The organism is Vibrio sp. 10N.261.55.A7 (assembly GCF_002877365.1).
Classification (GTDB): Bacteria; Pseudomonadota; Gammaproteobacteria; order Enterobacterales; family Vibrionaceae; genus Vibrio.
In genome coordinates, this window is the sequence record NZ_MCWZ01000023.1 from 1 (window position 1) to 25,920 (window position 25,920).

The 25,920-nt window shown below is 44.6% G+C and carries 26 protein-coding genes and 9 tRNA genes; 12 read left to right on the plus strand and 23 right to left on the minus strand.

Annotation, left to right across the window (positions count from 1 at the left end; all coding sequences use genetic code 11):
* Nucleotides 1-71 precede the first annotated feature (71 nt).
* Nucleotides 72-2,066, minus strand: a complete 1,995-nt coding sequence (gene tkt / locus BCU12_RS02350) for a transketolase (protein ID WP_102402794.1) — start codon at nt 2,064-2,066, stop codon at nt 72-74.
* 341 nt (nt 2,067-2,407) lie between these two features.
* Between tkt and metK the strand changes: the two genes are divergently transcribed.
* The 7 genes from metK (at nt 2,408) to ruvX (ending at nt 8,250) form a co-directional block, all read left to right on the plus strand.
* Entirely contained in the window at nt 2,408-3,559 is a 1,152-nt protein-coding gene (metK, locus tag BCU12_RS02355) for a methionine adenosyltransferase (RefSeq protein WP_102402795.1), read from the plus strand.
* A gap of 367 nt (nt 3,560-3,926) precedes the next feature.
* The gene (locus BCU12_RS02360; protein ID WP_102402796.1) at nt 3,927-4,730 is read left to right on the plus strand and encodes a DUF2189 domain-containing protein; all 804 of its coding nucleotides are present in this window, start codon (nt 3,927-3,929) and stop codon (nt 4,728-4,730) included.
* Between the two features lie 129 nt (nt 4,731-4,859).
* Entirely contained in the window at nt 4,860-5,351 is a 492-nt protein-coding gene (locus BCU12_RS02365; protein ID WP_102402797.1) for a SprT family zinc-dependent metalloprotease, read from the plus strand.
* Nucleotides 5,352-5,470: 119 nt separating this feature from the next.
* Nucleotides 5,471-6,202 (plus strand): 16S rRNA (uracil(1498)-N(3))-methyltransferase, encoded by a 732-nt coding sequence (gene rsmE / locus BCU12_RS02370; RefSeq protein ID WP_102402798.1) that lies wholly within the window; start codon nt 5,471-5,473, stop codon nt 6,200-6,202.
* Between the two features lie 13 nt (nt 6,203-6,215).
* Complete coding sequence (gene gshB, locus BCU12_RS02375; protein WP_102402799.1) at nt 6,216-7,163, plus strand: glutathione synthase; 948 nt, start codon at nt 6,216-6,218, stop codon at nt 7,161-7,163.
* Nucleotides 7,164-7,207: 44 nt separating this feature from the next.
* Complete coding sequence (locus BCU12_RS02380) at nt 7,208-7,771, plus strand: YqgE/AlgH family protein (protein ID WP_102402800.1); 564 nt, start codon at nt 7,208-7,210, stop codon at nt 7,769-7,771.
* A gap of 53 nt (nt 7,772-7,824) precedes the next feature.
* The gene (ruvX, locus tag BCU12_RS02385; RefSeq protein WP_102402801.1) at nt 7,825-8,250 is read left to right on the plus strand and encodes a Holliday junction resolvase RuvX; all 426 of its coding nucleotides are present in this window, start codon (nt 7,825-7,827) and stop codon (nt 8,248-8,250) included.
* 99 nt (nt 8,251-8,349) lie between these two features.
* Here the strand turns inward: ruvX and BCU12_RS02390 are convergent.
* From BCU12_RS02390 to mutY, 13 genes are all read right to left on the minus strand, one after another.
* A tRNA-Asn gene (locus tag BCU12_RS02390) sits at nt 8,350-8,425 on the minus strand.
* A gap of 24 nt (nt 8,426-8,449) precedes the next feature.
* Nucleotides 8,450-8,525: transfer RNA gene (locus tag BCU12_RS02395), tRNA-Thr, on the minus strand.
* 39 nt (nt 8,526-8,564) lie between these two features.
* A tRNA-Asn gene (locus BCU12_RS02400) sits at nt 8,565-8,640 on the minus strand.
* 37 nt (nt 8,641-8,677) lie between these two features.
* Nucleotides 8,678-8,753: transfer RNA gene (locus BCU12_RS02405), tRNA-Thr, on the minus strand.
* Between the two features lie 59 nt (nt 8,754-8,812).
* Nucleotides 8,813-8,888, minus strand: a tRNA-Phe gene (locus BCU12_RS02410).
* Between the two features lie 221 nt (nt 8,889-9,109).
* Nucleotides 9,110-10,735 (minus strand): methyl-accepting chemotaxis protein, encoded by a 1,626-nt coding sequence (locus tag BCU12_RS02415; RefSeq protein WP_102402802.1) that lies wholly within the window; start codon nt 10,733-10,735, stop codon nt 9,110-9,112.
* 314 nt (nt 10,736-11,049) lie between these two features.
* Nucleotides 11,050-11,125 (minus strand) — tRNA-Asn (locus tag BCU12_RS02420).
* 56 nt (nt 11,126-11,181) lie between these two features.
* Nucleotides 11,182-11,257: transfer RNA gene (locus BCU12_RS02425), tRNA-Phe, on the minus strand.
* Nucleotides 11,258-11,264: 7 nt separating this feature from the next.
* Nucleotides 11,265-11,340 (minus strand) — tRNA-Thr (locus BCU12_RS02430).
* 63 nt (nt 11,341-11,403) lie between these two features.
* Nucleotides 11,404-11,479 (minus strand) — tRNA-Phe (locus BCU12_RS02435).
* A 103-nt stretch (nt 11,480-11,582) separates the two neighbouring features.
* On the minus strand, nt 11,583-12,734 hold the full coding sequence (mltC, locus tag BCU12_RS02440) for a membrane-bound lytic murein transglycosylase MltC (RefSeq protein WP_102402803.1): 1,152 nt from the start codon (nt 12,732-12,734) through the stop codon (nt 11,583-11,585).
* An 83-nt stretch (nt 12,735-12,817) separates the two neighbouring features.
* Nucleotides 12,818-13,090, minus strand: a complete 273-nt coding sequence (locus BCU12_RS02445; protein ID WP_102402804.1) for an oxidative damage protection protein — start codon at nt 13,088-13,090, stop codon at nt 12,818-12,820.
* Nucleotides 13,087-14,163 (minus strand): A/G-specific adenine glycosylase, encoded by a 1,077-nt coding sequence (gene mutY, locus BCU12_RS02450; protein WP_102402805.1) that lies wholly within the window; start codon nt 14,161-14,163, stop codon nt 13,087-13,089. The genes BCU12_RS02445 and mutY overlap by 4 nt, the downstream gene beginning before the upstream one ends.
* A 166-nt stretch (nt 14,164-14,329) precedes the next feature.
* Here mutY and trmB point away from each other — a divergent pair, with 166 nt between their 5' ends.
* From trmB to BCU12_RS23395, 3 genes are all read left to right on the plus strand, one after another.
* Complete coding sequence (trmB, locus tag BCU12_RS02455) at nt 14,330-15,049, plus strand: tRNA (guanosine(46)-N7)-methyltransferase TrmB (RefSeq protein ID WP_102402806.1); 720 nt, start codon at nt 14,330-14,332, stop codon at nt 15,047-15,049.
* A 128-nt stretch (nt 15,050-15,177) separates the two neighbouring features.
* On the plus strand, nt 15,178-16,098 hold the full coding sequence (gene glsB / locus BCU12_RS02460; RefSeq protein WP_102402807.1) for a glutaminase B: 921 nt from the start codon (nt 15,178-15,180) through the stop codon (nt 16,096-16,098).
* A 374-nt stretch (nt 16,099-16,472) separates the two neighbouring features.
* A complete protein-coding gene (locus BCU12_RS23395) occupies nt 16,473-16,637 on the plus strand; it encodes a hypothetical protein (protein WP_198599230.1) in 165 nt (54 codons plus the stop codon).
* A gap of 50 nt (nt 16,638-16,687) precedes the next feature.
* Here the strand turns inward: BCU12_RS23395 and hemW are convergent, their stop codons facing one another.
* Genes hemW through BCU12_RS02495 form a run of 7 tightly spaced genes read right to left on the minus strand, consistent with a single transcriptional unit; the run spans nt 16,688 to nt 21,433 of the window.
* On the minus strand, nt 16,688-17,848 hold the full coding sequence (hemW, locus tag BCU12_RS02465) for a radical SAM family heme chaperone HemW (RefSeq protein WP_102402808.1): 1,161 nt from the start codon (nt 17,846-17,848) through the stop codon (nt 16,688-16,690).
* A 9-nt stretch (nt 17,849-17,857) separates the two neighbouring features.
* Nucleotides 17,858-18,448, minus strand: a complete 591-nt coding sequence (locus BCU12_RS02470) for an XTP/dITP diphosphatase (RefSeq protein WP_102402809.1) — start codon at nt 18,446-18,448, stop codon at nt 17,858-17,860.
* Nucleotides 18,449-18,481: 33 nt separating this feature from the next.
* A complete protein-coding gene (locus BCU12_RS02475) occupies nt 18,482-18,913 on the minus strand; it encodes a DUF4426 domain-containing protein (RefSeq protein ID WP_102402810.1) in 432 nt (143 codons plus the stop codon).
* A 37-nt stretch (nt 18,914-18,950) separates the two neighbouring features.
* Entirely contained in the window at nt 18,951-19,259 is a 309-nt protein-coding gene (gene yggU, locus BCU12_RS02480) for a DUF167 family protein YggU (protein ID WP_102402811.1), read from the minus strand.
* Nucleotides 19,259-19,816, minus strand: coding sequence for a YggT family protein (locus BCU12_RS02485; protein WP_102402812.1), 558 nt, complete (start codon nt 19,814-19,816; stop codon nt 19,259-19,261). The genes yggU and BCU12_RS02485 overlap by 1 nt, the downstream gene beginning before the upstream one ends.
* Nucleotides 19,817-19,863: 47 nt before the next feature.
* Entirely contained in the window at nt 19,864-20,682 is an 819-nt protein-coding gene (proC, locus tag BCU12_RS02490; RefSeq protein ID WP_102402813.1) for a pyrroline-5-carboxylate reductase, read from the minus strand.
* A 31-nt stretch (nt 20,683-20,713) separates the two neighbouring features.
* Entirely contained in the window at nt 20,714-21,433 is a 720-nt protein-coding gene (locus BCU12_RS02495; RefSeq protein WP_102402814.1) for a YggS family pyridoxal phosphate-dependent enzyme, read from the minus strand.
* A gap of 23 nt (nt 21,434-21,456) precedes the next feature.
* On the opposite strand from BCU12_RS02495, the gene BCU12_RS02500 reads away from it, so the two are divergent.
* Nucleotides 21,457-22,494: a type IV pilus twitching motility protein PilT gene (locus BCU12_RS02500; protein ID WP_102402815.1), complete on the plus strand. Its 1,038-nt coding sequence runs from the start codon at nt 21,457-21,459 to the stop codon at nt 22,492-22,494.
* Nucleotides 22,495-22,537: 43 nt separating this feature from the next.
* Nucleotides 22,538-23,644: a PilT/PilU family type 4a pilus ATPase gene (locus tag BCU12_RS02505; RefSeq protein ID WP_102402816.1), complete on the plus strand. Its 1,107-nt coding sequence runs from the start codon at nt 22,538-22,540 to the stop codon at nt 23,642-23,644.
* A gap of 165 nt (nt 23,645-23,809) precedes the next feature.
* On the opposite strand, the gene BCU12_RS02510 is transcribed toward BCU12_RS02505, so the two are convergent.
* Together BCU12_RS02510 and murA are read right to left on the minus strand one after the other, a co-directional pair.
* On the minus strand, nt 23,810-24,550 hold the full coding sequence (locus BCU12_RS02510) for a 1-acylglycerol-3-phosphate O-acyltransferase (RefSeq protein ID WP_102402817.1): 741 nt from the start codon (nt 24,548-24,550) through the stop codon (nt 23,810-23,812).
* A gap of 101 nt (nt 24,551-24,651) precedes the next feature.
* Complete coding sequence (gene murA, locus BCU12_RS02515) at nt 24,652-25,917, minus strand: UDP-N-acetylglucosamine 1-carboxyvinyltransferase (RefSeq protein WP_102402818.1); 1,266 nt, start codon at nt 25,915-25,917, stop codon at nt 24,652-24,654.
* Nucleotides 25,918-25,920: the final 3 nt, after the last annotated feature.

Genomic DNA, 25,920 nt, shown 5'->3' on the forward strand with positions numbered 1-25,920 from the left:
GAAAGTCGCGATGAACCATAAAAAAGGCCTAGCTTCAAGCTAGGCCTTTCAATAGGAAGTTCTTACTCGATTTAAGCCAGTAGTTCTTTCGCTGTATTTACTACGTTTTCAGTCGTGAAACCGAACATCTTGAACAGTTCACCTGCAGGTGCAGATTCGCCGAACGTTGTCATACCGATGATCTTGCCACCGAAACCAACGTACTTGTACCAGAAGTCAGCGATGCCAGCTTCAACAGCGATACGTGCTGTAACGTCTGACGGAAGTACAGACTCACGGTATTCAGCATCTTGCTTATCGAACGCGTCAGTTGCAGGCATAGAGACTACGCGTACTGCTTTACCTTCAGCGGTTAGTTGTGCAGCTGCTTCAACAGCAAGCTCAACTTCAGAACCAGTTGCAATGATGATTAGCTCAGGCTTACCAGCACAATCTTTCAGGATGTAACCACCCTTAGCGATGTTTGCTACTTGCTCAGCGTCACGATCTTGTTGTGCAAGGTTTTGACGAGAGAAGATTAGAGATGAAGGACCATCTTTACGCTCGATTGCCAGTTTCCAAGCCACTGCAGATTCAACTTGGTCACATGGACGCCATGTGCTCATGTTTGGAGTCAGACGTAGAGAAGCTATCTGCTCAACTGGTTGGTGAGTTGGGCCATCTTCGCCTAGGCCGATAGAATCGTGCGTGTAAACTTGAATGTTCTGAACTTTCATCAGAGCAGCCATACGCATTGCGTTACGCGCGTATTCCATGAACATTAGGAACGTTGCGCCGTATGGTACGAAACCACCGTGCAGAGCGATACCGTTCATGATAGCCGTCATACCGAATTCACGCACACCGTAGTGGATGTAGTTACCAGAGAAGTCTGTTGCTTCAAGAGACTTAGAGCCCGACCACATAGTTAGGTTAGAAGGCGCAAGGTCAGCAGAGCCGCCCATAAATTCTGGAAGCATTTGACCAAACGCTTCGAGTGCGTTTTGAGATGCTTTACGTGAAGCAATGTTTGCTGGGTTCGCTTGAAGATCAGCAATGATTGCGTTTGCTTTCTCTTCCCACTCAGCTGGAAGTTCGCCGTCAGTACGACGTTTGAATTCTGCTGCTAGCTCTGGGTGAGCCGCTGCGTACGCGTCAAACTTAGCATTCCACGCTGCTTCTTTCGCTGCGCCTGCTTCTTTTGCATTCCACTCAGCTGCGATATCCACTGGAATTTCGAAAGGACCGTGTTCCCAACCTAGTGCCGCTTTGGTTGCTGTGATTTCATCAGCGCCTAGTGGAGCACCGTGACAGTCGTGCGTACCCGCTTTGTTTGGAGAACCAAAACCGATGATAGTTTTAGTACAGATAAGCGTTGGACGAGGATCCGCTTTAGCCGCTTCAATCGCTGCGTTGATAACGTCAGAGTCGTGACCATCTACAGCAGGGATCACATGCCAGCCGTAAGCTTCAAAACGCTTAGGTGTATCGTCAGAGAACCAACCTTCAACTTCGCCATCGATAGAGATACCGTTGTCATCCCAGAAAGCAACCAGCTTACCAAGACCTAGCGTACCCGCTAGAGAACATGCTTCGTGAGAAATACCTTCCATCAGACAGCCATCACCCATGAATGCATAAGTGTAGTGGTCTACAATGTCGTGGCCTTCTTTGTTGAACTGCGCCGCTAGTGCTTTCTCAGCCATAGCCATACCAACAGCGTTCGTGATGCCTTGACCTAGAGGGCCCGTTGTTGTCTCAATACCAGGAGCGTAACCGTACTCTGGGTGGCCTGGAGTCTTAGAGTGCAGTTGACGGAAGTTTTTCAGGTCTTCAATTGAAAGCTCGTAACCTGCAAGGTGAAGCAGAGAGTAAATCAGCATTGAACCATGGCCGTTAGACAGAATAAAACGGTCACGGTCAGCCCACTCTGGGTTTGCTGGGTTGTGGTTCAAGTGGCCACGCCAAAGAACTTCAGCGATGTCAGCCATACCCATAGGTGCGCCTGGGTGGCCTGAGTTAGCTTGTTGAACGCCGTCCATACTAAGTGCGCGGATTGCATTGGCTAGGTCTTTACGAGAAGGCATGTCTGCTCCTGAGTGCATAAGCGATTTAAAAAATAATGGAAGCTGAATTATTCGATGAATTCAGAGCGCGGTATTCTCTCAAAGCCCCCTAATGACTGCAAACGTTTTACTGGTGATTTTTGCTCAAATTTCCAACTATTTTCACAACTCGATACATTCATCCTGTCAAAGCCTAATTTCAACACGCAAACGTTTAGTTATGAGATATCCAAAAAAGAGCTTGTAATTCACACTTTCAAAATTAGAATAGACGTCTAGATGTAGAAACACCTACAGTTAATATCAATTATTTTTGTGGTGAATGATAGAATTCATCATCAACCCAATAAAGTGGAGCTCACATGGCTAAGCACCTATTCACTTCTGAATCTGTTTCAGAAGGTCATCCAGATAAAATTGCAGACCAAATTTCTGATGCTGTTCTAGATGCCATCCTAGAACAAGATACAAAAGCTCGCGTAGCGTGTGAGACTTACGTTAAAACCGGTATGGTTATGGTTGGTGGTGAAATCACGACTTCAGCATGGGTTGATATCGAAGAGATCACTCGTCAAACCGTTCGTGAGATTGGCTACACTGGTTCAGACATGGGCTTTGATGCTGATTCATGTGCCGTGCTAAATACTATTGGTAAGCAATCTCCTGACATCAACCAAGGCGTTGATAAAGCGGACCCTAAAGATCAAGGTGCCGGCGACCAAGGTATCATGTTCGGTTACGCGACGAACGAAACTGAAATCCTAATGCCTGCGCCTATCACTTACTCGCACCGCCTTGTTGAAAAGCAAGCGGAAGTACGTAAGAGCGGCAAGCTTAACTTCCTTCGCCCAGATGCGAAATCTCAAGTAACGTTCCAATACGACCAAGGTAAGATCGTTGGTATCGACGCCGTTGTTCTTTCGACTCAACACAGCGATGATATTTCTACACCAGACCTACGTGAAGCGGTAATGGAAGAAATCATTAAGCCAGTGCTTCCTGCTGAGTGGATCAATAAAGAGACGAACTTCTTCATCAATCCAACCGGCCGTTTTGTAATCGGTGGCCCAATGGGTGACTGTGGTCTAACGGGTCGTAAGATCATCGTTGATACCTACGGAGGTGCAGCGCGTCACGGTGGCGGTGCATTCTCAGGTAAAGATCCATCAAAAGTTGACCGCTCTGCAGCTTACGCGGCTCGTTACGTTGCGAAAAACATTGTAGCTGCTGGCATGGCTGATCGTTGTGAGATTCAACTTTCTTACGCTATCGGTGTTGCGGATCCAACCTCAATCATGGTTGAAACGTTTGGTACGGAAAAAGTTTCTCACCAAATCATCGTTGAAGCGGTTCGCCAAAACTTCGACCTACGCCCATACGGTCTACAAGAGATGCTGAACCTTCTTCAGCCAATCTATAAGAAGACGGCTGCATACGGCCACTTTGGTCGCGAAGAGTTCCCATGGGAAGCAACAGATAAAGCAGCAATGCTACGTGAGTTCGCTGGTCTTTAGTAGCTAGCAGCCACCGACTGAAAACATAAAGCCCTTGCATATTTGCAGGGGCTTCTTATTTTCGATTAATTTTTCACCTAAATATTTGTGTTTTTTTCTATTCACGCCAATAGTTAATAAAGTGTTAAATGTACTTTATCCTTAGATTGCCACTTACCATTTCCTTGCGTCTATCGGTAGGGCTTAGTGACTTGATATTAATAAATAAATTCAAGTTTAAACGATGCATTTTCCACGATAATTACTAATTGACGTGGGTTGCAGTAGATAAGTTCTTGCAGTTCACACCTTTGATAAACCAACTCAAATTCGTCAGTCGGCAAGCATATGTCGTCAACAATTAACGAGAATAGATCAAGGAGGGTGTATGCCTCGTACGGTGAACCCATCAGATTTTGAAGCGAAAGATAAGAAAATTCCAGATAGCGAGTACGCTCGCACCCTGCCCTGCAATCAGCTGAGCGTGACCGCTCCATTCCACTGGCTATCACTAGGTGTGCACGACTTTATCCGCATGCCAATCATCAGCATGTTCTATGGTGCCTGCTTTATGGCTGCCGCTGTGGGTATTGTGTTACTCGTACAATGGCAAGGCACACATTCACATTTAGTTGTGATGCCAAGTTTGATTGTCTATATGTTAATCGGGCCATTTCTAGCCCTTGGCATGTATGATGCCAGCTGGGAAAGAGAAAAAGGCCACCAACCTAGTTTAATGCACTCAATGAGAGCGATTACACGTAACTCGACTTCCCAATGGGCATTTGCTGTATTACTGACGGTCGCAATGATTTTTTGGATGAGAGTCGCCGCTCTGATTCATGCTCTTTACCCTGCTGTTCAAGGCGCTTCTATTACAGAGTTCGCTCCATTTTTAATCATCGGCTCCATCGTCGGGTTTGGTTTTGCTGTCATCATATTCAGTATTTCAGCCTTCTCTATACCATTAATGATGGAAAAGCGTGTTGATGTAATGAGCGCGGTTTTCTCTAGCTTTAATGCCGTCAAAAGCAATATTCCAGCAATGATTGTTTGGGCCCTAGTGATCACTGGCGGTATTCTAATTGGCTTTGCTACCTATGGAATTGGTATGTTCTTCACCATGCCAATACTCGGCTATGCGACGTGGCACGGCTACCATGAGACCATTAAGAAGAAGCATCACCTGTAAAAGAGCCTTATATTTTTCAGACGCTCAATTGATGCTACTATCCAAGCCTCAGCTTAACCGTTGAGGCTTTTTTGTTGGACGTATTGCCGATTTAAAAGTTCTAGATAAACAGAGAGATCAGGAAAAGCAGTGAAAGACTTCGAACTTCATTATCAGGCACAAAGAAAACTTAAAGCATGTATAGATCAAGCGTCTGACTATTTTCAACATTCATTTCCTCTACCTGAACTAAGCTACAAGCTAAGAGGTAAAGCTGCAGGGAAAGCCTACCTTCAACTCTGGGAGATACGTCTTAACCCCGTCCTATTCACTGAAAACCATGCAGCGTTTATCGATGAAGTGATCCCTCATGAAGTTGCCCATCTCATCACCTTTCATCATTTTGGTAAAGTAAGACCACACGGAAAAGAGTGGCAAGCGGTTATGAACGAAGTGTTTAAACTCAAAGCGAAAACAACGCACAGCTTTTCGATTCAATCGGTACAAGGCAAAACATTCAAATACCGTTGCGATTGTGCTCATCACAACCTCTCGATTCGGCGTCATAACAAGGTACTGAGACAACAAGCAACTTACCGTTGTCAGTCTTGCCAAAAAACGTTGGTTTACGCATCAGTTTGAGTACCAATCGTATTACTCGATGGATATAAGTAATAACCACTAAAATCCCCTACTAACCTTGTTTTTTCAGCATAAAGCATCCATGTTAGGTCTAACTATTTGCCTTTTAGGACGTCTCGATGAGAACCCCTCGTATATATCATTCACAACCCATCTCTCAGCTAGGCACACTTAACCTTGATGATGATGCAGCAGGCCACATTGGGCGTGCTTTAAGGATGAAAGCGGGTCAAGAGATATTGCTATTTGATGGCAGCGGTGCAGAGTTTCCAGCCACCATTCAAGAAACAACAAAAAAACACGTTAGCGTTAATGTTCAAGAGCGCATTGAGCAAAGCAGCGAATCGCCCCTTGATCTTCACCTGGGGCAAGTGATCTCTCGTGGCGACAAAATGGAGTTTACGATCCAAAAATCCGTTGAGCTTGGTGTCAACACTATCACGCCGCTCATCTCTGAACGTTGTGGCGTTAAGCTCGATGCAAAACGATTTGAGAAAAAACTCGCTCAGTGGCAAAAAATAGCAATCAGTGCTTGCGAACAGTGTGGTCGCAACACCATACCGGTTATTCGCCCGATCATGCAACTTGAACAATGGTGTGCAGAGCAAACGGATGGATTAAAACTGAATCTGCACCCAAGAGCAAAATATTCAATTAATACACTCCCTGAACCAATCAATAAGGTTCGCCTATTGATTGGCCCTGAAGGTGGACTTTCTTCACAAGAAATCGATATGACTCAAGAGTATCAATTTGAAGAGACTTTGCTCGGTCCACGAGTACTACGTACAGAAACCGCAGCGTTGACTGCAATTACCGCCCTACAAGTTCGTTTTGGCGACCTCGGCTAACTGGAGAATTTCAATGATTAAACTGGGTATTGTGATGGATCCAATCTCATCCATTAACATAAAGAAGGATTCAAGCTTTGCGATGATGATCGAAGCGCAGCGTCGCGGCTATGAAATCCACTATATGGAGATGGATGATCTACACTTAGATCAAGGGGAAGCCATCGCTGACACAAAAGTCGTCGAACTTAAGGAAGATCCAAACGGTTGGTATGAATTCAAATCAGAGCAGACGATCAAGCTTGCTGAGTTAGACGTTGTTCTAATGCGTAAAGATCCTCCATTCGATACAGAATTTATCTACGCTACGTATATTTTAGAACGCGCTGAAGAACAAGGCACATTGATCGTCAATAAGCCGCAAAGCTTGCGTGATTGTAATGAAAAGCTCTTCACTGCCTGGTTCCCGGAATTGACGCCAACAACCATAGTGACGCGCAAAGCAGAAAAGATTAAGCAGTTTCAACAAGAACACGGCGATGTGATCTTAAAACCACTCGATGGTATGGGTGGGGCTTCTATCTTCCGCGTTAAAGCGGGCGATCCTAACGTCAATGTGATCATTGAGACACTTACTAATCACGGCCAGAACTATGCGATGGCACAAACGTTTGTTCCTGATATCAGCAACGGTGACAAGCGTATTTTGGTGGTTGATGGTGAGCCAATGCCTTATGTACTTGCTCGTATTCCAGCGAAAGGGGAAACGCGTGGCAACCTAGCAGCGGGAGGACGTGGTGAAGCTCGTCCACTGAGCGAAACCGATAAACAAATAGCACTCACTATAGCCCCAACATTAAAAGAAAAAGGTCTTATTTTTGTAGGCTTAGACGTTATTGGCGATAAGTTGACTGAGATTAACGTAACTAGCCCAACTTGCATCCGCGAGATAGAAGCCGAGTTCGGAATTTCAATCACAGGTAAACTGATGGACGCAATCGAGCGCCGCTTGAAAGCGTAATAGTATTTGGGCAGTTCGCTGCCCACTTCACGATTGGAGTGGATATGAACCTGACAAATCATTTCTTAGTCGCCATGCCAGGGATGGAAGATCCCTACTTTAAGCATCGTGTCATCTACCTTTGCGAACATAATGAAGACGGTGCAATGGGATTGGTCATCAATGCCCCTATTGATATCACCGTTGCCGGTATGTTGAAGAAAGTCGACATTGAACCGACAGAATCTCACGTCAACGCAACCAGCTTAGAAAAACCCGTGCTCAATGGCGGCCCTGTTTCCGAAGATCGCGGTTTTATTCTCCATCAGCCCAAAGATGAATATGAATCCAGCATCAACATGACGGATCAAATCTCAGTCACAACCTCTAAAGATATCCTTGAGGTATTAGGAACAGAAGCAGAACCGAACCATTACTTAATTGCTCTGGGATATTCTGGCTGGGAAGCAGGACAGCTTGAGGTTGAACTATCGGAAAACTCATGGCTGACGATAGAGGCCGATCCAGATGTCATCTTCAACACCCCTATTCGCGAACGTTGGCGAGCCGCAGTACAAATGCTTGGCATTGATGCCGCACAGCTATCAACGCAATCTGGGCATGCATAGCCTTAGATTATTGAACATCTACAACGACTGTTTTAGCCCAAATTGGAAAAAGAATGTCTCGAACAATAATGGCGTTTGACTACGGTACAAAAAGTATCGGTAGCGCAATAGGCCAAGATATTACTGGCACTGCTTCACCGCTGAAAGCCTTTAAAGCAAAGGATGGTATCCCGCAGTGGGATGACATAGAAAAGCTCATCAAGGAGTGGCAACCCAATTTAATTATTGTGGGCCTGCCTACCGATCTCCACGGTAAAGACTTAGCGACAATCACACCAAGAGCAAAAAAGTTCGCTAACAGGCTCTTTGGCCGCTTTGGTGTACAAGTAGAGCTACACGATGAGCGCCTATCCACAACGGAAGCACGATCTGATCTGTTTAACATGGGCGGTTACAAGGCTCTAAGCAAAGGAAATGTCGACTGCCAATCGGCTGTGGTCATTCTAGAAAGTTGGTTTGAAGCTCAGTGGGGTGAATAACCTATTTGTCAGACTCAGAGCCTGGCAATGATTATTTCATAGCTTTGTATAGGTTGCAGATAGCAAAAAGCCTCATCAAATGATGAGGCTTTTTTAATGTGGCTCCCCTTGCAAGACTTGAACTTGCGACATACGGATTAACAGTCCGCCGTTCTACCAACTGAACTAAAGGGGAACAGATTGTATCTTCTTAAAGAAGTGGTGCCGACTACCGGAGTCGAACTGGTGACCTACTGATTACAAGTCAGTTGCTCTACCTACTGAGCTAAGTCGGCACGTATTTTTTAACTACCGTTTTCACGTTAGTTTTAATGTGGCTCCCTTTGCTGGACTTGAACCAGCGACATACGGATTAACAGTCCGGCGTTCTACCAACTGAACTAAAAGGGAACAGATTTTACTTCTCAATGAGAAGACATAAAAAGAATGGTGCCGACTACCGGAGTCGAACTGGTGACCTACTGATTACAAGTCAGTTGCTCTACCTACTGAGCTAAGTCGGCACACTATATTCTTCTTACTTTACAACTGTCGATGTCTAAGCACCAACAATTTTAAATAGTGGTGCCCGGAGGCGGAATCGAACCACCGACACGAGGATTTTCAATCCTCTGCTCTACCGACTGAGCTATCCGGGCGACGAGGTGTATTAAACGGTTTTTCTCTTTTCAGGTCAACATTAAAATGCAAAAAAAATATCGTTTGTTGTTTTTCTATACTCAATGAGGCATTTTTACTCATTGTGGCTAGCGAAAGTGCCGTATATGGTCATTGCTCGAAGAATTAACAGAAGCGACCGTTGAAAAATAAATAAAAAAAAGCACGCGAGAGGCGTGCTTTCTACACTCTAACTGAGGATTTACTTCTTAACAGTAAACTTGTTCACCCAGGTTTCCAGTTCGTTTGATAACGCGGTAAGCGTTTGCGTACTGTTATGGCTCTCTGTTACGACCCCACTCAGCTGCGTACCGCTCTCTTCAATCATATTAATTCGCTTAGAAATATCATCACCTACTTGAGTCTGCTCCGCCGCCGCTGTCGCTATTTGATGACTCATTGCCGATATTGATTCCAACGCAACGACAATTTGTTGCAGAGCATCAGACGCATTTTGAGACTCAGTCACCGTGCTTTGACTCGTTTCAGCACAAATCTCCATGGTGTTAATGGCATTTCGAGAGCCTTCCTGAAGATTATTGATCATCTGCTGAATCTCTTTGGTGCTCTCTTGGGTTCTTCCTGCGAGATTACGGACCTCATCTGCAACAACCGCAAAGCCTCGACCTTGCTCACCCGCACGAGCAGCCTCAATGGCTGCATTGAGGGCCAGAAGGTTGGTTTGTTCTGCGATATCACCAATCACATCAAGAACCTTAACAATGCTGTTTACATCGTTATCTAGGTCAGCAACAGCCTGACTTGCAGTGCCAAGTTGAGTCGCAAGACCTTCAATGTTATCCACCGTATTGTGGATGAGCGTTTGGGTATGTTGACTTTGTTTGTCTGCCTCATCGGTATTCGTTGCCGTATCGCGGGCTGAATCAGCGACGTTGTTCGCCGAAGAAGCCATCTCAGTCATTGCTGTTGCAATCATTTCTGTAGACTGCTGCTGAGTCTCCGTTAATGAAGCGATGCTGCCAGCTCGCGATTCTACAAGGCTTAACTCACTGCGCAATGCATGCATAGAGCTATCCAAATTCGTTACTAACTCAGCAAGAGAGCGGCTCATTTGCTGAACAGAGTAATAAATACTGCCATCAGGGGCTTCGCTATCGAACGATGACTGAATATTGCCCTTTGCTACGGCTTGTACCGCATCACTTACTTCTTGAGGCTCTCCGCCCAGTAGGGCCAAGATCTTTCTAATAGAAATGATGACGATAGTAAGAATGGAGCTTGCGATAATCAAACATAAGATAAGCTGCCACTGAGCTGTAGACCAAAATCGCTCATTCACTTCATCTGAGCTGATTCCCGTACCAACAAACCAACCCCACCTCGGGCTTTTTTGAGCGATGGAAAGCTTGTAGTCAATGGACCCGTCAGGGTACGCCGAAGTCCATTCATATTCAGCGATGCCGGATGGTGTTTTACGGATAGCATTAATCAATATTTCACCAATACTATTGCCATCACCATCTTTAAAATCGTGGAAGCTTGTGCCATGAAGCTGAGGATCAAGTGGTGTTGCAACAAACATCATATTTTCGTCTGCCACATAGACATATTCATTATCTTTATAGATATTGTTGCGCAGCAATCGAGTCGCAAGTTGTTTGGCTTGATCCTCTTCCAAGGTACCATCTGCGGCCATTTTCTCGACTTCTGTCAGAATGCTGTATGCACTCTTAAACAACTCTGTCACTCGAGCTTTATTATCAAGATTACTGGCAACTCTTAACGTCCATAAACCAGTCATAGTCAACGCTAACAGTGCAATCAGGACTAACCCAGACAATAAATACGCTTGTGTCTTTAATTTCATATTACTCTCTCCACAAATCGATCTGTTACCTAAAATCGACACAGATCTTCAATTTGTAACAATTTGATAATCATAGTGTAGAACTCGCGTTACGAGTATCTGGATAGTTTGAAAATATGATTAAGATTAAATTTCTTGCACGAAAAAAGTATTGAGTAAGTGATAACGAGCAAACAATTCATAATTGATAGGTATCCAATATCAATCTTAGTATCGTGTTAATTGTGGAATAAATTGCGAAGAGTCATGTGTAGCGTGTTTAAAGAGAGTGGAATGCAAAAAGGCCTCATCAAATGATGAGGCCTTTTTAAAAGTGGCTCCCCTTGCAAGACTTGAACTTGCGACATACGGATTAACAGTCCGCCGTTCTACCAACTGAACTAAAGGGGAATTATCTGTGTCAACATCAGGTCTAAAAAGACCATTATTTGTTAAGCACCAAATAATGGTGCCTCGAGGCGGAATCGAACCACCGACACGAGGATTTTCAATCCTCTGCTCTACCGACTGAGCTATCGAGGCAAAAGAATGGTGCCGACTACCGGAGTCGAACTGGTGACCTACTGATTACAAGTCAGTTGCTCTACCTACTGAGCTAAGTCGGCACACTAAATTCTTAATGCTTCTGTTCGTGTTTAATTTTACTTAGACACCAACAAATCAAATTGTGGTGCCCGGAGGCGGAATCGAACCACCGACACGAGGATTTTCAATCCTCTGCTCTACCGACTGAGCTATCCGGGCAACGGAGCGCTATTAAACGGATTTTCGGCTACCGCGTCAACTGGTTTTTTTAAAAAAATGAAAAAAAGTGATTGAGCGCTGCATATTTAGCCAACTGTTTCACTTAGGTTTTCCCTGCGTTAAAGCCTTTCTTGTAGTTTGTAACTTTTTCTAGGTAACGGCGAGCTTCAGCGTTGGAGTGCTTTTTAGTCAACGCCCAATAAACCTGACTTGGCTGCAAAGAGTTGAGATCTCGCATCGCGCGCTTTCGGTCATTCCGATTAAACGTATTTAATACCCCACCAGCACCGCCGTTGTACGCAGAAATCATGCTGTACTCAAGAGAGAGTGGGTTATTGATATCTTTGAGGTAACGGTTTTTAAGAATGTAGAAGTAAGCCGTCCCTGTATCGATATTCTTCTCTGGGTCGAAAAGGTACTCTGGCGTTGGCTCTCCTGACTTCTTCTTCACCAACTTGAAAACATCTCGCCCAGCCGTTTTAGGCACAACCTGCATTAATCCGTACGCGTTAGCCCAACTTACCGCATAAGGATTGAAGCTACTTTCTGTTTTAATGATCGCATAAATCAAATCCTCAGGAATGTCGTAACGTTTTGAGGCGCGGCGAACGATATCTGCGTACTTATAGCTTCGGATTTCAACTTGATCCTCAACCATTGGGATTTCTACGTAATACGCTTTCTTGAAGTCCACATCTTTTACTTTCAAATGATTAGCTATCAAGTAATCGGCAAAATTATTGGCTCGCCAAGACCATTGGATCGGTTTTTTCTCTTGGTCTACAACTTGCTCGTATAGGAAAGGGCGTCCCTCAAGTTTGATACTTTTAGAGGAAAATAAGTCGACATTCGCAGGGTCATCGGGTGTCAATAAGGTGGTAACAATGGCGTTTTTTAGGTGCTTTTTAGGGTCTGTCGGTGAGACGGTTTCTATAATGATAGTACCCTTATCAAAGTTAACTTCCGAACGGCTAAGGTAATTATCGATGTACTTAACGTAATTACTTTTACCTGCAACTTTGATCTCTCTACTGCCCCAACGCTTCTCAATGTTGCCATTGAAGCTGCTGATTAAGGAGTCTAGCGCAGCAATATCTTTTTCAAACTGGCCGGGTAGCTCAGCAAGGTTAGTCGCAAATCGATTGGTAGGTTCGTAGTCTACTGAATAAATGCTTTCAACAAACTCTCGGCTACAGCCAGTTAATACTGTGGTACTGACAAGCGCAGCAGTAAAAAAGTAGACTAACTTTTTCATAGATCCCCTATCTTCGAAAAACCTTAAGCTGAATAGAACGAGAGAGCATCAAAGAATATTGATGCTCTGTAGGTGCAATGGTGTTACTCGCTTGGCGGTGTGTAGCCTTCGATATGGACTTCTTTGCCTTCAAATAGGAAGTTAACCATTTCAGTTTCTAGCAGCTTTCTATGTTCTGGATCCATCATGTTGAGTTTCTTTTCATTAATCAGCATGGTTTGCTTGCTTTGCCACTGTGCCCACGCTTCTTTTGAAATGCTATCAAAGACACGTTTTCCAATTTCGCCTGGGTAAAGTTGAAAGTCTAACCCTTCAGCGTCTTTGTTTAAGCGAGCGCAAAATACGGTACGGCTCATAATGATTCCTTTTTAAATGATGTTTGAAGTTCGAATGGTAACCCTTCCAGTAATTGTTTTACTGGCGCGGCCAGGCCGACTTCATGTGGTTTAGATAAGTTATACCAAAGACCTTTAGTCTCTTCCATTATCAAATCAGGTTGTTTTGACAGCTCGACCAATATTGGTGTGATATCGAGGTGATAATGGCTGAAGGTATGACGAAATGCGATGAGTGTTTGCTTTCTCTTTACGTCTTTATCGCGAATAGAGCGATTATCCAGTTGTTGCTCATAAGCGGCATCCACATGTTCAGGAAAACAGTAAAGCCCGCCCCAAATGCCACTTTGTGGTCGCTGCTCTAACCAGACTTGATCATTGTGATAAAGAATAACAAACCAAGTTTCTTTCACTGGTTTCTCTTTTTTTGGTTTTTTCCCTGGGTACTCAAGTGGATTATCTTGCTTGTTTGCAACACACAAGGTTTCAACTGGGCATAGAGTGCATTTGGGCTTGCTGCGTGTACACACCATTGCCCCCATATCCATCATGGCTTGATTGTATTTGTCCACGCTGGAGCTAGGTGTGAGTTTTTCAGCGATCTCCCAGAGCCTATTTTCCACCTTCTTTTGCCCTGGCCAGCCATCAACAGCAAAACTTCGAGCTAAGGTCCTCTTAACGTTTCCATCTAGAATCGCATGAGGTTGTTTATAAACCGATGAGAGTATCGCAGCCGCTGTAGAGCGTCCAATCCCAGGTAAGGCATTGAGATCTTCTAGCACGGTAGGAAATTCGCCATGATAGTCAGTGGCAACAATTTGCGCCGCTTTGTGAAGATTGCGTGCCCTAGCGTAATACCCTAGCCCAGTCCAAAGGTGAAGCACTTCATCTTGCTTTGCGTTTGCTAAATCAACGACCGTAGGAAAGCGCTCTAAAAAACGTTCGTAGTATGGAATGACGGTGGCAACTTGTGTTTGTTGCAGCATAATCTCAGAGAGCCAAACACTGTAGGCGGTTTTGTTTTGTTGCCAAGGTAAACTTTTGCGCCCATAGGCGTCATACCACTCTAAAATGGCGTTTGCGAAAGGAGTCACGACATGCTCGATGTTTTTCTTTTATTAGGCCCAAAATTGCACCACAATTACGGTTGGATGTAAAACAGACAATTTGTGTGGATATTTATCTGTAGAAAGACTTGCACCTGAGGCAATTCTTTGGATAATCCCCGCTTTGATTAATCAATGTGCAGGCAAAATACCAATGAGTGAAGTGACCACTAACGAATATACTGAAGACGGCAAACTGGTTCGTAAGATCCGCAGTTTTGTTCGTCGCGAAGGCCGCTTAACAAAAGGCCAAGAAAATGCGATGAATGAATGCTGGCCAACAATGGGTATCGATTACCACCCTGAGCTACTTAACTGGAGCGAAGTGTTTGGCAATGATAACCCAGTGGTATTGGAAATTGGCTTCGGTATGGGTGCTTCACTGGTTGAGATGGCAAAAAATGCACCAGGCATAAACTTCTTGGGTATTGAAGTTCACAGCCCTGGTGTTGGCGCTTGTTTAGCGTCTGCTCGTGATGCGGGTGTGACGAATTTACGCGTCATGTGTCACGACGCCGTTGAAGTGTTTGAGCACATGATTCCAAACGATAGCCTGCATATGCTTCAGTTATTCTTCCCAGACCCATGGCACAAAGCTCGCCACCATAAGCGTCGTATCGTTAAGGCAGAATTTGCTGAAATGGTAAGAGGAAAGCTTCAGCTTGAGACGGGTATTTTCCATATGGCAACCGATTGGGAAAACTACGCAGAGCACATGATTGAAGTGATGAAAGAAGCACCTGGCTTTGAAAATACAGCGACGGATGGCGATTACATCCCTCGCCCAGACGATCGTCCACTGACCAAGTTTGAGTCTCGTGGGCATCGATTAGGTCACGGCGTATGGGATATAAAATATCGCCGTACTGCATAAGCTTAAAGTCTAAAACTAGAAGCCATTAAGCCGATAAAAGCCAGCAGATATGTTGGCTTTTTTACCCTCTGTACATCAAAATTTTGAAAAGAGCTGCCCAATAGAGGGAGCCAATATTGGAGTGCTGAATGAAGCCTACGCAGATCATTTTACAAGAAATCCTACATGAAGTTCGCCCGTTAATTGGCCAAGGAAAAGTGGCAGACTATATTCCGGCCCTAGCTAAAGTGACCAACAATAAACTGGCGATTGCCGTTTACACCAATCAAGGCGAGGTAATCAAAGCGGGAGATGCCGATGACGCGTTTTCTATCCAATCGATCTCCAAAGCACTGAGTTTAACGTTGGCCATGTCGCTTTATCAGCCCAATGAAATTTGGCAACGAGTAGGCAAAGAGCCTTCAGGTCAGGCATTCAATTCCATGATTCAGCTGGAGATGGAGCACGGCATTCCACGCAATCCATTCATTAATGCTGGTGCCATCATAGTGGCTGATCTACTTCAGAGCCGTCTCTCAGCGCCAAGGCAGCGTTTACTCGAGTTTGTGCGCCAATTGTCTGGCGATACACATATTGTCTATGACAAGGTGGTAGCGGCGTCTGAAATGATGCACAGCGACAGGAATGCAGCCATTGCTTATTTGATGCGTTCATTTGGAAATTTTGAAAATGACGTCATTCCAGTGCTGAACAACTATTTCCACGCTTGCTCATTAAAAATGAGTTGTGTCGATCTGGCCAAAACATTTAGCTACCTCGCCAACAAAGGAACCTCGGTGCAAACCGGCAAACAAATCATTACCCCGACACAAACGAAGCAGTTGAATGCACTTTTAGCCACCTGCGGCTTGTATGATGGTGCTGGCGAATTTGCGTATCGCGTAGGTATGCCTGGAAAATCAGGAGTGGGTGGCGGTATTGTTGCAATCATTCCAAATGAGATGAGTATTGCCGTGTGGTCACCTGAGTTAGACCAATCAGGCAACTCTTTAGCTGGAACACAAGCGCTAGAGCTGCTCTCTGAACGCATTGGCCGCTCTATTTTCTAAAAAAATCGCACTGAATACGAAAAAAATAAAAGACTGAAATATAACGAAGAAACTGATTTTTGAATGCCTACTCAATCTATGTGCAATTTCATTGCAATCATGGTTTGTTAATTTGGCTTAAATATCGTTAATCTTTTGATTTTGCTTGGCTAAGTTTTTTGTAAGCAATTAAGAACCTGCCCAATTCCGAATAGATATTTACTTTTTTACGTGTTTTTCTCAATGAATCTGGGGCTTATGAAGGGAGAGTGCCTCATTTTTCAGTATTAAACATCGAGCAAAATTAAGTCGATTGAATAATAAATCTTTTCATCAAGGTCTGTATCTGAGTAGTTACTTGAAATATGGCTTACTAAACAAACTAAGGATTTATTATGAAAACGCTATTTTTAGTACTCGTGACCAGTCTATTGTCATTCTCAATTCATGCTAACTCAGGCACAGGCAATATGGGGCAAAGAGTGGATTGCACATTGCCTCAAGGTAATATGGATTATATTCCTGTAGACCTGTGCCGCATGAAAGGGGGAAGTTGGTGATCGCTTACGAAGCTAATGATTCAAAAAGGCACAAAATTTCGTGCCTTTTTTTACATAAACGATTCCAATAGATCGTTAAGAAAGAGCTTTCCTTTCTGGGTTATCTTCCAGTCATCTCTTGTTTCAATCAAATAACCTTTCTCTAAAGCGTTATCAATAATTTCTTGAATTGTGTTGACGGGTAACCCTGTTGTATCGATAAAGTCCTGTTTTGGGCATGCTTCCATCAAGCGAAAGCGATTCATGAAAAATTCGAATGGGCGATCTTCATTTTCTACCAGATTCTCATCTGACAAATAAGGCTTCGCAAGGTTCTGATACGCCGCTAAATATCCCTTTGGATGTTTTATCTTGGTTGTCCGTACAATGCGTCCGTCCGTAAAGCTTAACTTTCCGTGAGAACCACAACCTATTCCAAGATAATCGCCAAAGCGCCAGTAGTTCAAATTATGCTGGCATTGAAATTCTGGTTTGCTATAACCCGAAATTTCATATTGAACGTATCCAGCATCACTGAGCTTTTTATGTCCTTGCTCAAAGATATCCCACAGGTCATCGTCATCTGGCAGTGTCGGTGTTTTATAGTAAAACATCGTATTTGGCTCAATGGTGAGCTGATACCAGGATAAATGCGGTGGATTGAGTTCAATCGCCTTATCCAAGTCACCGAGGGCCTGCTCAATACTTTGATCGGGCAATCCATGCATTAAGTCGAGATTAAAGCTATTGAGGCCAATGCTGTGGGCCAGGTTAGCAGCATTGATCGCTTCTTGTTGACCATGTATTCGACCCAGTCGCTCAAGTTTCTCTTGTTCAAAACTCTGCACGCCAATGGATATTCGAGTTACCCCTGCCCGTTTATACCCAGTAAAACGCTCGGCTTCTATTGTGCCAGGGTTAGCTTCCATGGTTATCTCAATCTCGTCTTTAAAGGGAATTCGAGATTCAATACCATCAAGCAAGGCTTTGATGCCTTCAGCAGAAATCAGACTGGGCGTACCGCCGCCAATAAAAATGGAATGAATTGGACGCGGGTTCGCATTCAGTTGGTATCGCTCTATATCGCTATCAAGATCCTCGAGTAGCGCAGAGATGTATTCGTCTTCTGGGATATTCCCTTTAAGGGCGTGAGAATTAAAATCACAATAAGGACATTTTTGTACACACCAAGGGATGTGTACATAGAGGCTAAGAGCGGGAGGCTTTAACATAGTCGTTGTTTACTTCTCTAATTCCGCAAATAACGCTTTTAGCGCTTTACCACGGTGTGATAACTGCTTTTTGCGCGCTGACTCTAGCAACGCCGATGCACAACCCTCTTCTGGTACGTAAAAAATAGGGTCATAGCCAAAGCCATTCTCCCCTTCCGCCTGAGAAAGAATGCTACCTTCCCACTTTCCATGACACACAATAGGTGTTGGATCGTTTTCGTGACGCATGAGCACTAAAACGCAGTGGAAACGCGCAGAACGTTGTTCAGGGGAAACGTCCTTCATTGCATCGAGTAGCTTCTCTAGGTTTTGTTGGTCGCTTGCCCCTTCACCTGCGTATCGAGCTGAGTATATTCCAGGAGCGCCCTGAAGAAAGTCGACCTCTAACCCTGAATCATCAGCAATCGCCGGAAGGCCCGTTTCTTTTGCGGCATGGCGCGCTTTAATGATGGCATTTTCGATGAAGGTCGTGCCCGTTTCTGCCACTTCTGAAACATTAAATTCGCTTTGTGCAACCACATCAAACCCAAAGTCAGCAAGCAAATCTGCCATTTCACGAACTTTGCCTTGATTGCCTGTAGCTAATACGATTTTTTTCATGAATATCTCAAATAGGTTGTTTGGAGAGTTTCGTTACTCTTCAACATAAAATTTTTGGCTGAACGTTAGCGGACCAGCACCAGAATTTCCAGCATGAATATCGATATTGAACGTTAAATTCTCTTCATTGCTAATTGGAAACTCAGCAAGATAGTAAATAGCATCCGCTTCCTTTACCTCACGAAAGGTCAACTGACGAGTTTGCCCAATCAAATTTCGCGCACTGCCACTGACTTTTGCTGTAATTGCTGGCTTACCCGCTAACGAGTTGTCCAACACGCTAATGTTTAAGATGGCGGAATACCCATTCCGCTTTAAGTTATAGCTCGTCGCTATTTCTTTTGTGATAAACGTAGAGTTGAACGCTGAATAATGTACTTCTACATTTTTAATGGTCTTAAATTGCCCTGCCGATGCGGTCATTGCGAGCAGAGTACTAAAAAGTAAGACTATCCATTGCTTCATTTCTGATTCCTTTTCTCTATCTATAAATAAAAAGCCATCATAAGATGGCTTCAATGTGACTTGGTGTGAGTGCAGGGCTGATTATTCTAACTTGCTTATGCCGCCCCAACTCTCCTTTTTCTATCTGTATAGAACCCTTGGCAACCTTAAATTGTTTGGAAAGAAACTTCGCTAAATGTGCATTCGCTTTGCCATCAACAGGTGGGGCCGTAATGGCGATTTTGAGTTCGTCACCATGAATCCCCACGATTTTGTCTCGGCTAGCCTTAGGTTGAATATAGAGCCTAAGAACAATGTCATTGCCTTCTTTCCAAGCCGCAGATTCTTTACTGGCCCCAAAAGGCATTATAGCTGATGCCAAACAGGACCGATTAAGTCACCCATCAAAAAGTTCGCGAACTGTAGGCCAATGAACAGCACAAGAACACTTAGGTCAAAGCCGCCCATTGCAGGAAGAATACGACGAATAGGCGCAAGCATTGGCTCAGTGAGTTGATGGAAAACGAACTCGATAGGGCTACGACCTTGGCTGACCCAGCTTAAGATAGCGCGGATCAATAGTACCCAGAACAACAGGCCACCAGCCGCTTTCAACAGCGACAGCAAACCTAGGAATAGAAAATCTGTGCTGAATGCGAATGAGCCACCGGAGCTTATCATCACCAAGGCAACGAATTTTACTACGCAGAGTACATAAGCAAATAAAATGGTTGCGACATCAAAGCTACCAATCGATGGAATGACTCGGCGTAGTGGCCCAACAACGGGCTGCGTGGCTTTAACAATAAATTGCGAGAATGGGTTGTAGAAATCTGCACGTGAGGCTTGGAGCCAGATACGCAGCATAACGACCATGATATACAGATCAAATAGTGTTGAAACTAGAAAACTCATTGAGCTCATAATCAGTCCTTAAGACAAAGTGAAATCGATTGGTTCAAGCGATTAAATTAAAATTCTTTTTCCATTTCTTGCGCTCTTGCAACAGCAGCTTGCATGGCTTTAGCGACAATCTCTGGAAGTTGATGTTGATTAAATGTTCTCAACGCTTCTGCTGTGGTGCCACCTTTAGAGGTCACCTGCTCTCTGAGCGTTGATAATTGCAATTCTGGGTTCGCAACAACCATCTCTGCGGCCCCTAATGCCGACTGCTGTACTAACATGCGAGCCGTTTGTTCATCAAACCCTTGTGCGATGGCTTCTGCTTGCATCGCTTCCATAAACAAGAAGAAATACGCGGGTGCGCTTCCTGCTGCTGCAATCACACTGTTGATGCCAGACTCTTGCTCAACCCAACAGACCTTACCCACAGCCGTCATAAGGTCGGCAGAAAACTGTTTATCTTGCTCATCAACGTCATTGGCTGCGTACAAACCACTCATCCCCTGCCCCAATAATGAAGGCGTGTTCGGCATAACTCGAACAAGGTTAAGAGAGGTATCAAACATCGCATTTAAGCGTTTAGCACTGATGCCCGCTGCAATAGAAATAACCAATTTCTTAGAATAGTCTACAGCACGCAGATCAAAGCTCACCGCCTCCATCAACTGCGGTTTAACCGCCATAACGACAACATTAGCTTCTTCAACCGCGCTAAAATTATCCGATTGAGTGTTGATTCCATACTCTTGGCTTAGAAAATCAAGCTTCGGTTGGCTAGGATTGGTCGCAGTGATCAATGTGGCAGGGTAACCACTGGCGACAAGACCGGCGATGATAGAGCGAGTCATGTTCCCTGCGCCAATGAAGGCAATCTTCTTATGTTCCATTTCGTTCAACCTAAATGTTAGTAAGCACTTATTAGCTGCTTGATTTCGTATTGATATAATCTCTTGCGCCAAAAATAGCCGTGCCAATTCTCACCATACTACTACCCGCATGAATAGCGGCATCCATATCACCACTCATTCCCATAGATAGGGTATCAATGTCATTATATTTATCCGAGAGCTGGCTTTGCAGCAAAGCGAGCTTTTCAAACTCATTCAATTGGCTGGTGTAATCCGGCACATTTGCAGGAATCGACATAACACCTCTTAAGGTGAGGTTTGGTAACGACGAAATCAACTCAGCGAGGCTAAAAATTTCATCATCACTGATCCCTGACTTGCTCGCTTCACCACTGGTGTTGATTTGAATAAGCACTTGAAGTGGAGGCATATCAGCCGGTCTTTGGTCATTCAGTCGTTGTGCTGTTTTAGCGCGATCTATGGTATGCACCCAATCAAAGTGCTCAGCAACCAATCGAGTTTTATTCGATTGAATGGGTCCAATAAAGTGCCACACCAAATCTAGTTCGGCGTGCTCTTCGTTGAAATGCTTTACTTTATCAACCCCTTCTTGCACATAGTTTTCACCGAATGTGCGCTGCCCACCTTGAGCGGCTTCGAGAATGGCTTCAATAGGCTTAGTCTTGCTCACAGCTAAAAGTTGCACTGACTCTCGAGGTCGTCCACACTTTTGAAGTGCGCTTTCAATCTGTGAGGTGATATGTTCAATATTTTGTTGAATACTACTCATGGCTACTTTACTAAGGAAAATTAATGGATATCGCAGAGTTACTGGATTTTAGTGTAAAGCATAATGCTTCAGATCTACACCTTTCTGCAGGCGTTCCTCCAATGGTGCGTATCGATGGAGAAGTTCGCAAGCTTGGCGTACCCGCTTTTACTCATGCCGATGTGCACAGATTAGTTTTTGAGATCATGAACGATGCGCAGCGCAGTGAGTTTGAAGAGAAGCTAGAAGTGGATTTCTCTTTTGAGTTACCTAATGTTGGACGTTTTCGTGTTAATGCTTTTAATCAAGCTCGTGGCAGTTCCGCCGTATTCCGTACGATTCCTGTTGATATCCCAACCTTAGAGCAGATAGATGCGCCAGAGATCTTTGAAAAGATATCCAACTATGAAAAGGGATTGGTTCTAGTGACTGGACCGACCGGTTCTGGTAAATCGACCACATTGGCGGCCATGGTCGACTACATTAACCGCAATCATAATAAACACATTCTTACTATTGAAGACCCGATTGAATTTGTTCATGAGAACAATAAATGCTTGGTGAACCAACGAGAAGTACATCGTGATACGCACAGCTTTAAAAATGCGCTTCGGTCGGCATTGCGTGAAGATCCTGACGTCATCTTAGTGGGCGAGCTTAGAGATCAAGAGACCATCAGTTTGGCTCTAACTGCAGCCGAAACCGGGCATTTAGTGTTTGGTACTCTACACACCAGTTCGGCAGCGAAGACGGTCGACAGGATCATCGACGTATTCCCTGGCAGTGACAAAGATATGGTTCGTTCTATGTTGTCTGAATCGATGCGTGCGGTTATAGCTCAGAAGCTCCTCAAGCGTGTTGGAGGCGGCCGTGTGGCATGCCATGAGATCATGCTAGCCACTCCGGCTATTCGTAACTTGATACGTGAAGATAAAGTCGCTCAAATGTACTCCATTATTCAAACGGGCGCCGCTCACGGCATGCAGACAATGGAGCAAAATTCCAAGCAGTTGATTGCCAAAGGTTTAGTCGACGTTGAAGAAGTGCAGAAGAAAATTGAAATAGAAAGCTCACCGTTTTAATACGCTGGGCCATTGTGAATGAATAGATGAGTGAGAAATAAAGATGGAACTCGACCAGTGTTTGCAAGGAATGCTCAGCGAAAAAGCATCGGATGTATACATTACTGTTGGCGCACCGATTCTTTTTCGTGTTGATGGGGAGCTAAGAGCCAATGGTGAAAAACTCGATGAGGCTCAGGTACATGATCTATTATCAGCCATGATGGACAGCGATCGTGCGACAGAGTACAACCAAACCCGTGAAGCAAACTTTGCCATCGTGCGTGATATTGGTCGTTTCCGAGTGAGTGCCTTTTATCAGCGAGAGCTTCCAGGAGCGGTGATTCGCCGAATTGAAACCAATATCCCAAGCTTTGATGATTTGAAGTTGCCTGATGTTCTGCAAGACCTTTCGATTGCGAAGCGCGGCTTAGTCTTAGTCGTTGGGGCAACGGGTTCGGGTAAATCAACGACAATGGCAGCCATGACGGGCTACCGAAACACGCATAGAACAGGGCATATTTTAACGGTTGAAGACCCGATTGAGTTCGTCCATGAACATCAGCGTTGTATTGTTACACAGCGCGAAGTCGGGCTTGATACTGAGAGTTATGAAGTCGCACTCAAGAACTCATTACGTCAAGCGCCAGATATGATCTTGATCGGTGAGATCCGCAGTCGTGAAACCATGGAGTATGCGATGGCGTTTGCTGAAACTGGGCATTTGTGTATGGCGACGCTGCACGCAAACAATGCCAATCAAGCTCTTGAACGCATTCTTCATCTTGTCCCTAAGGAGCAAAAAGAACAGTTCCTGTTTGATCTTTCAATGAATCTTAAAGGCATCATAGGCCAACAACTTATTCGAGACAAGAACGGTCAAGGGCGTCATGGCGTCTTTGAGGTGCTATTAAATAGCCCTCGAATCTCGGATCTTATTCGTCGTGGCGATCTTCATGAGCTTAAAGCAACCATGGGTAAGTCCAAAGAGGTTGGAATGCAGACTTTTGATCAAGCGCTCTATCAGTTAGTGATAGACGACAAGATCAGTGAGCAGGATGCGATGCACAGTGCAGATTCTGCGAATGATCTCAGGCTCATGCTCAAGACTCAGCGAGGTGAAAGCTTTGATTCTGGAAACCTCGACAATGTGAAAATTGATATGGGATAGCACTGCAGATTTGTTTCACATAGTACTCAAACTTATACCTTTCTCTAACTCTCGTCGTCGATATTTTAAGTGCTGGAAGTAAAGCTAGAAAGGCCATTAGTAGATATCTTTGAAGCACAAAAAAGCCAGCATCTTCGCTGGCTTTCAACTATCCATTAGAGCTATTTATTCTTTTATTGAGCGCGGCTGGTTGAGTGCTTCAACCTCTTTATCTAAGGCATCTAGCTTCTCTTTCATCTGCTCACGGCATAGGTTCGCTAGCTCACGTAAATTTTCTTTACCATAGCCCTCAGTGCTTACCGGTGGCAGCATCTCAACAATCACGTGACCGTTATCCCAACGGTTGAGCTTAACTCCATCAGTTGAACTACAGACGATTGGGATGATTGGTACTTCAGCACCAATGGCAGCGTGGAAAGCACCTGTTTTAAATGGGAGCAACCCACGCCCTCTTGAACGAGTCCCTTCCGGGAACATCCAGACTGAAACACCGCTCTTCTTAATGCTATCCACAACCTGATCAATCGTACCTTTTGCTTTTGAGCGATTAGCGCGATCGATAAGAATATTGCCCGTTAACCAATACAGTTGACCAAACAAAGGCATCCAGGCAAGGCTTTTCTTACCAACGGTAACCACCTTTGGTGTCACGGCTGACGAAATAGTAAATAAATCCCAGCTATTTTGGTGGTTAGCAATGTAAACGTGCTGCCCACGTTTATAAGCATCTTCTGGGATTCGTAACTCTAACTTAATGCCAAATACCTTAGACATATGGCCAAAATAGCGACCAAACGTAAATACGTGTTTAGGGTTGCGAGGGCTAAACAAACAGTAGCCGCAACCAAAGACAAACATAACGATGGCAAAAATAGCCAAAGCAAGTACACGTAACAGTGCAATCATTTCTGTTCTCCAATAGAACCTAATAAAAAAGCCGAAACATCGTATCTAATCAGACTATTGCCTGTCAGATAAAGGTTTCGGCTCTAATTGTTTCGGTGATACTAACCCGATTCTCGGAATCGCTCAATATTTGCACCCAATGCTGACAATTTATCTTCAATCTTGTCGTAGCCACGATCGATATGATAAATACGGTCCACAATGGTTTCACCCTGCGCGATACAACCTGCAATCACTAGACTTGCTGATGCACGAAGATCGGTGGCCATCACTTGCGCACCGCTCAACTCTTCAACGTCTCCACAGATCACAGTATTGCCTTCAATCTCGGCTTTTGCTCCCATGCGCATCAACTCAGGGACATGCATAAAGCGATTCTCAAAGATATTCTCTGTGATAACACCGCCACCTTTAGCCATTAGGTTCAAGAGTGTAAACTGTGCCTGCATGTCCGTAGGAAAGCCAGGGTGAGGGGCTGTGCGAATGGTGACAGCTTTAAGCTCACGCCCGGTCATATCAACACTGATCCAATCTTCACCGGTTTCGACATCCGCGCCTGCTTCTTCCAGCTTAGCCAATACCGCTTCCAATAAATGAGCATTAGTATTACGACACACCACTTTACCGCCAGAAACCGCCGCAGCCACAAGGAATGTCCCTGTTTCAATGCGATCAGCAACGACAGCGTGCTTACCACCACTTAGGCGTTCTACGCCTTCAATCGTAATGGTATCAGTGCCAGCGCCACTTATTTTCGCGCCTAATTTATTTAGGAAATCCGCGGTATCCACGATTTCTGGTTCACGAGCAGAATTGTCGAGTACAGTCGTACCTTCAGCCAATGTCGCCGCACACATTACCGTGATCGTTGCGCCAACGCTGACCTTATCCATCACGACATGCGCACCTTTAAGGCGACCATCAACTGACGCTTTAACGTAACCATCTTCCAATACAATCGTCGCACCTAGCTGCTCTAGACCATGAATGTGAAGATCTACTGGTCTCGCGCCAATCGCGCAGCCGCCAGGTAATGAAACCTGACCTTCACCAAACCTTGCAACAAGGGGCCCTAACGCCCAAATTGAAGCTCGCATGGTTTTCACTAAATCGTATGGGGCGCAATATTCATTAATCTCACTTGGGTCAACATGCACCGAACCATTGCGTGAAACCTTAGCGCCTAGACGCTTAAGCAACTCCATGGTGGTATCGATGTCACGCAAGCGAGGAACATTGCTTACTTCAACAGGTTCTTCAGCAAGAATGGAAGCAAATAAAATTGGTAGTGCTGCATTTTTAGCACCGGAGATCGTCACATCACCGCTTAACGGCTTTTTCGATCCTATTACGCGAAACTTTTCCATTAA

What these genes read in the sequence shown, in the direction of transcription:
- BCU12_RS02380 (WP_102402800.1), top strand. Translation starts at nt 7,208, where the DNA reads ATGAACCTGACAAATCATTTCTTAGTCGCCATGCCAGGGATGGAAGAT.
- BCU12_RS02470 (WP_102402809.1), bottom strand. Translation starts at nt 18,448, where the DNA reads ATGAAAAAAATCGTATTAGCTACAGGCAATCAAGGCAAAGTTCGTGAA.
- BCU12_RS02495 (WP_102402814.1), bottom strand. Translation starts at nt 21,433, where the DNA reads ATGAGTAGTATTCAACAAAATATTGAACATATCACCTCACAGATTGAA.
- BCU12_RS02360 (WP_102402796.1), top strand. Translation starts at nt 3,927, where the DNA reads ATGCCTCGTACGGTGAACCCATCAGATTTTGAAGCGAAAGATAAGAAA.
- glsB (WP_102402807.1), top strand. Translation starts at nt 15,178, where the DNA reads ATGAAGCCTACGCAGATCATTTTACAAGAAATCCTACATGAAGTTCGC.
- metK (WP_102402795.1), top strand. Translation starts at nt 2,408, where the DNA reads ATGGCTAAGCACCTATTCACTTCTGAATCTGTTTCAGAAGGTCATCCA.
- rsmE (WP_102402798.1), top strand. Translation starts at nt 5,471, where the DNA reads ATGAGAACCCCTCGTATATATCATTCACAACCCATCTCTCAGCTAGGC.
- BCU12_RS02505 (WP_102402816.1), top strand. Translation starts at nt 22,538, where the DNA reads ATGGAACTCGACCAGTGTTTGCAAGGAATGCTCAGCGAAAAAGCATCG.
- BCU12_RS02485 (WP_102402812.1), bottom strand. Translation starts at nt 19,816, where the DNA reads ATGAGCTCAATGAGTTTTCTAGTTTCAACACTATTTGATCTGTATATC.
- gshB (WP_102402799.1), top strand. Translation starts at nt 6,216, where the DNA reads ATGATTAAACTGGGTATTGTGATGGATCCAATCTCATCCATTAACATA.
- trmB (WP_102402806.1), top strand. Translation starts at nt 14,330, where the DNA reads ATGAGTGAAGTGACCACTAACGAATATACTGAAGACGGCAAACTGGTT.
- mltC (WP_102402803.1), bottom strand. Translation starts at nt 12,734, where the DNA reads ATGAAAAAGTTAGTCTACTTTTTTACTGCTGCGCTTGTCAGTACCACA.
- BCU12_RS02445 (WP_102402804.1), bottom strand. Translation starts at nt 13,090, where the DNA reads ATGAGCCGTACCGTATTTTGCGCTCGCTTAAACAAAGACGCTGAAGGG.
- yggU (WP_102402811.1), bottom strand. Translation starts at nt 19,259, where the DNA reads ATGCCTTTTGGGGCCAGTAAAGAATCTGCGGCTTGGAAAGAAGGCAAT.
- BCU12_RS02415 (WP_102402802.1), bottom strand. Translation starts at nt 10,735, where the DNA reads ATGAAATTAAAGACACAAGCGTATTTATTGTCTGGGTTAGTCCTGATT.
- murA (WP_102402818.1), bottom strand. Translation starts at nt 25,917, where the DNA reads ATGGAAAAGTTTCGCGTAATAGGATCGAAAAAGCCGTTAAGCGGTGAT.
- tkt (WP_102402794.1), bottom strand. Translation starts at nt 2,066, where the DNA reads ATGCCTTCTCGTAAAGACCTAGCCAATGCAATCCGCGCACTTAGTATG.
- BCU12_RS02475 (WP_102402810.1), bottom strand. Translation starts at nt 18,913, where the DNA reads ATGAAGCAATGGATAGTCTTACTTTTTAGTACTCTGCTCGCAATGACC.
- proC (WP_102402813.1), bottom strand. Translation starts at nt 20,682, where the DNA reads ATGGAACATAAGAAGATTGCCTTCATTGGCGCAGGGAACATGACTCGC.
- hemW (WP_102402808.1), bottom strand. Translation starts at nt 17,848, where the DNA reads ATGTTAAAGCCTCCCGCTCTTAGCCTCTATGTACACATCCCTTGGTGT.
- BCU12_RS02500 (WP_102402815.1), top strand. Translation starts at nt 21,457, where the DNA reads ATGGATATCGCAGAGTTACTGGATTTTAGTGTAAAGCATAATGCTTCA.
- ruvX (WP_102402801.1), top strand. Translation starts at nt 7,825, where the DNA reads ATGTCTCGAACAATAATGGCGTTTGACTACGGTACAAAAAGTATCGGT.
- BCU12_RS02510 (WP_102402817.1), bottom strand. Translation starts at nt 24,550, where the DNA reads ATGATTGCACTGTTACGTGTACTTGCTTTGGCTATTTTTGCCATCGTT.
- BCU12_RS23395 (WP_198599230.1), top strand. Translation starts at nt 16,473, where the DNA reads ATGAAAACGCTATTTTTAGTACTCGTGACCAGTCTATTGTCATTCTCA.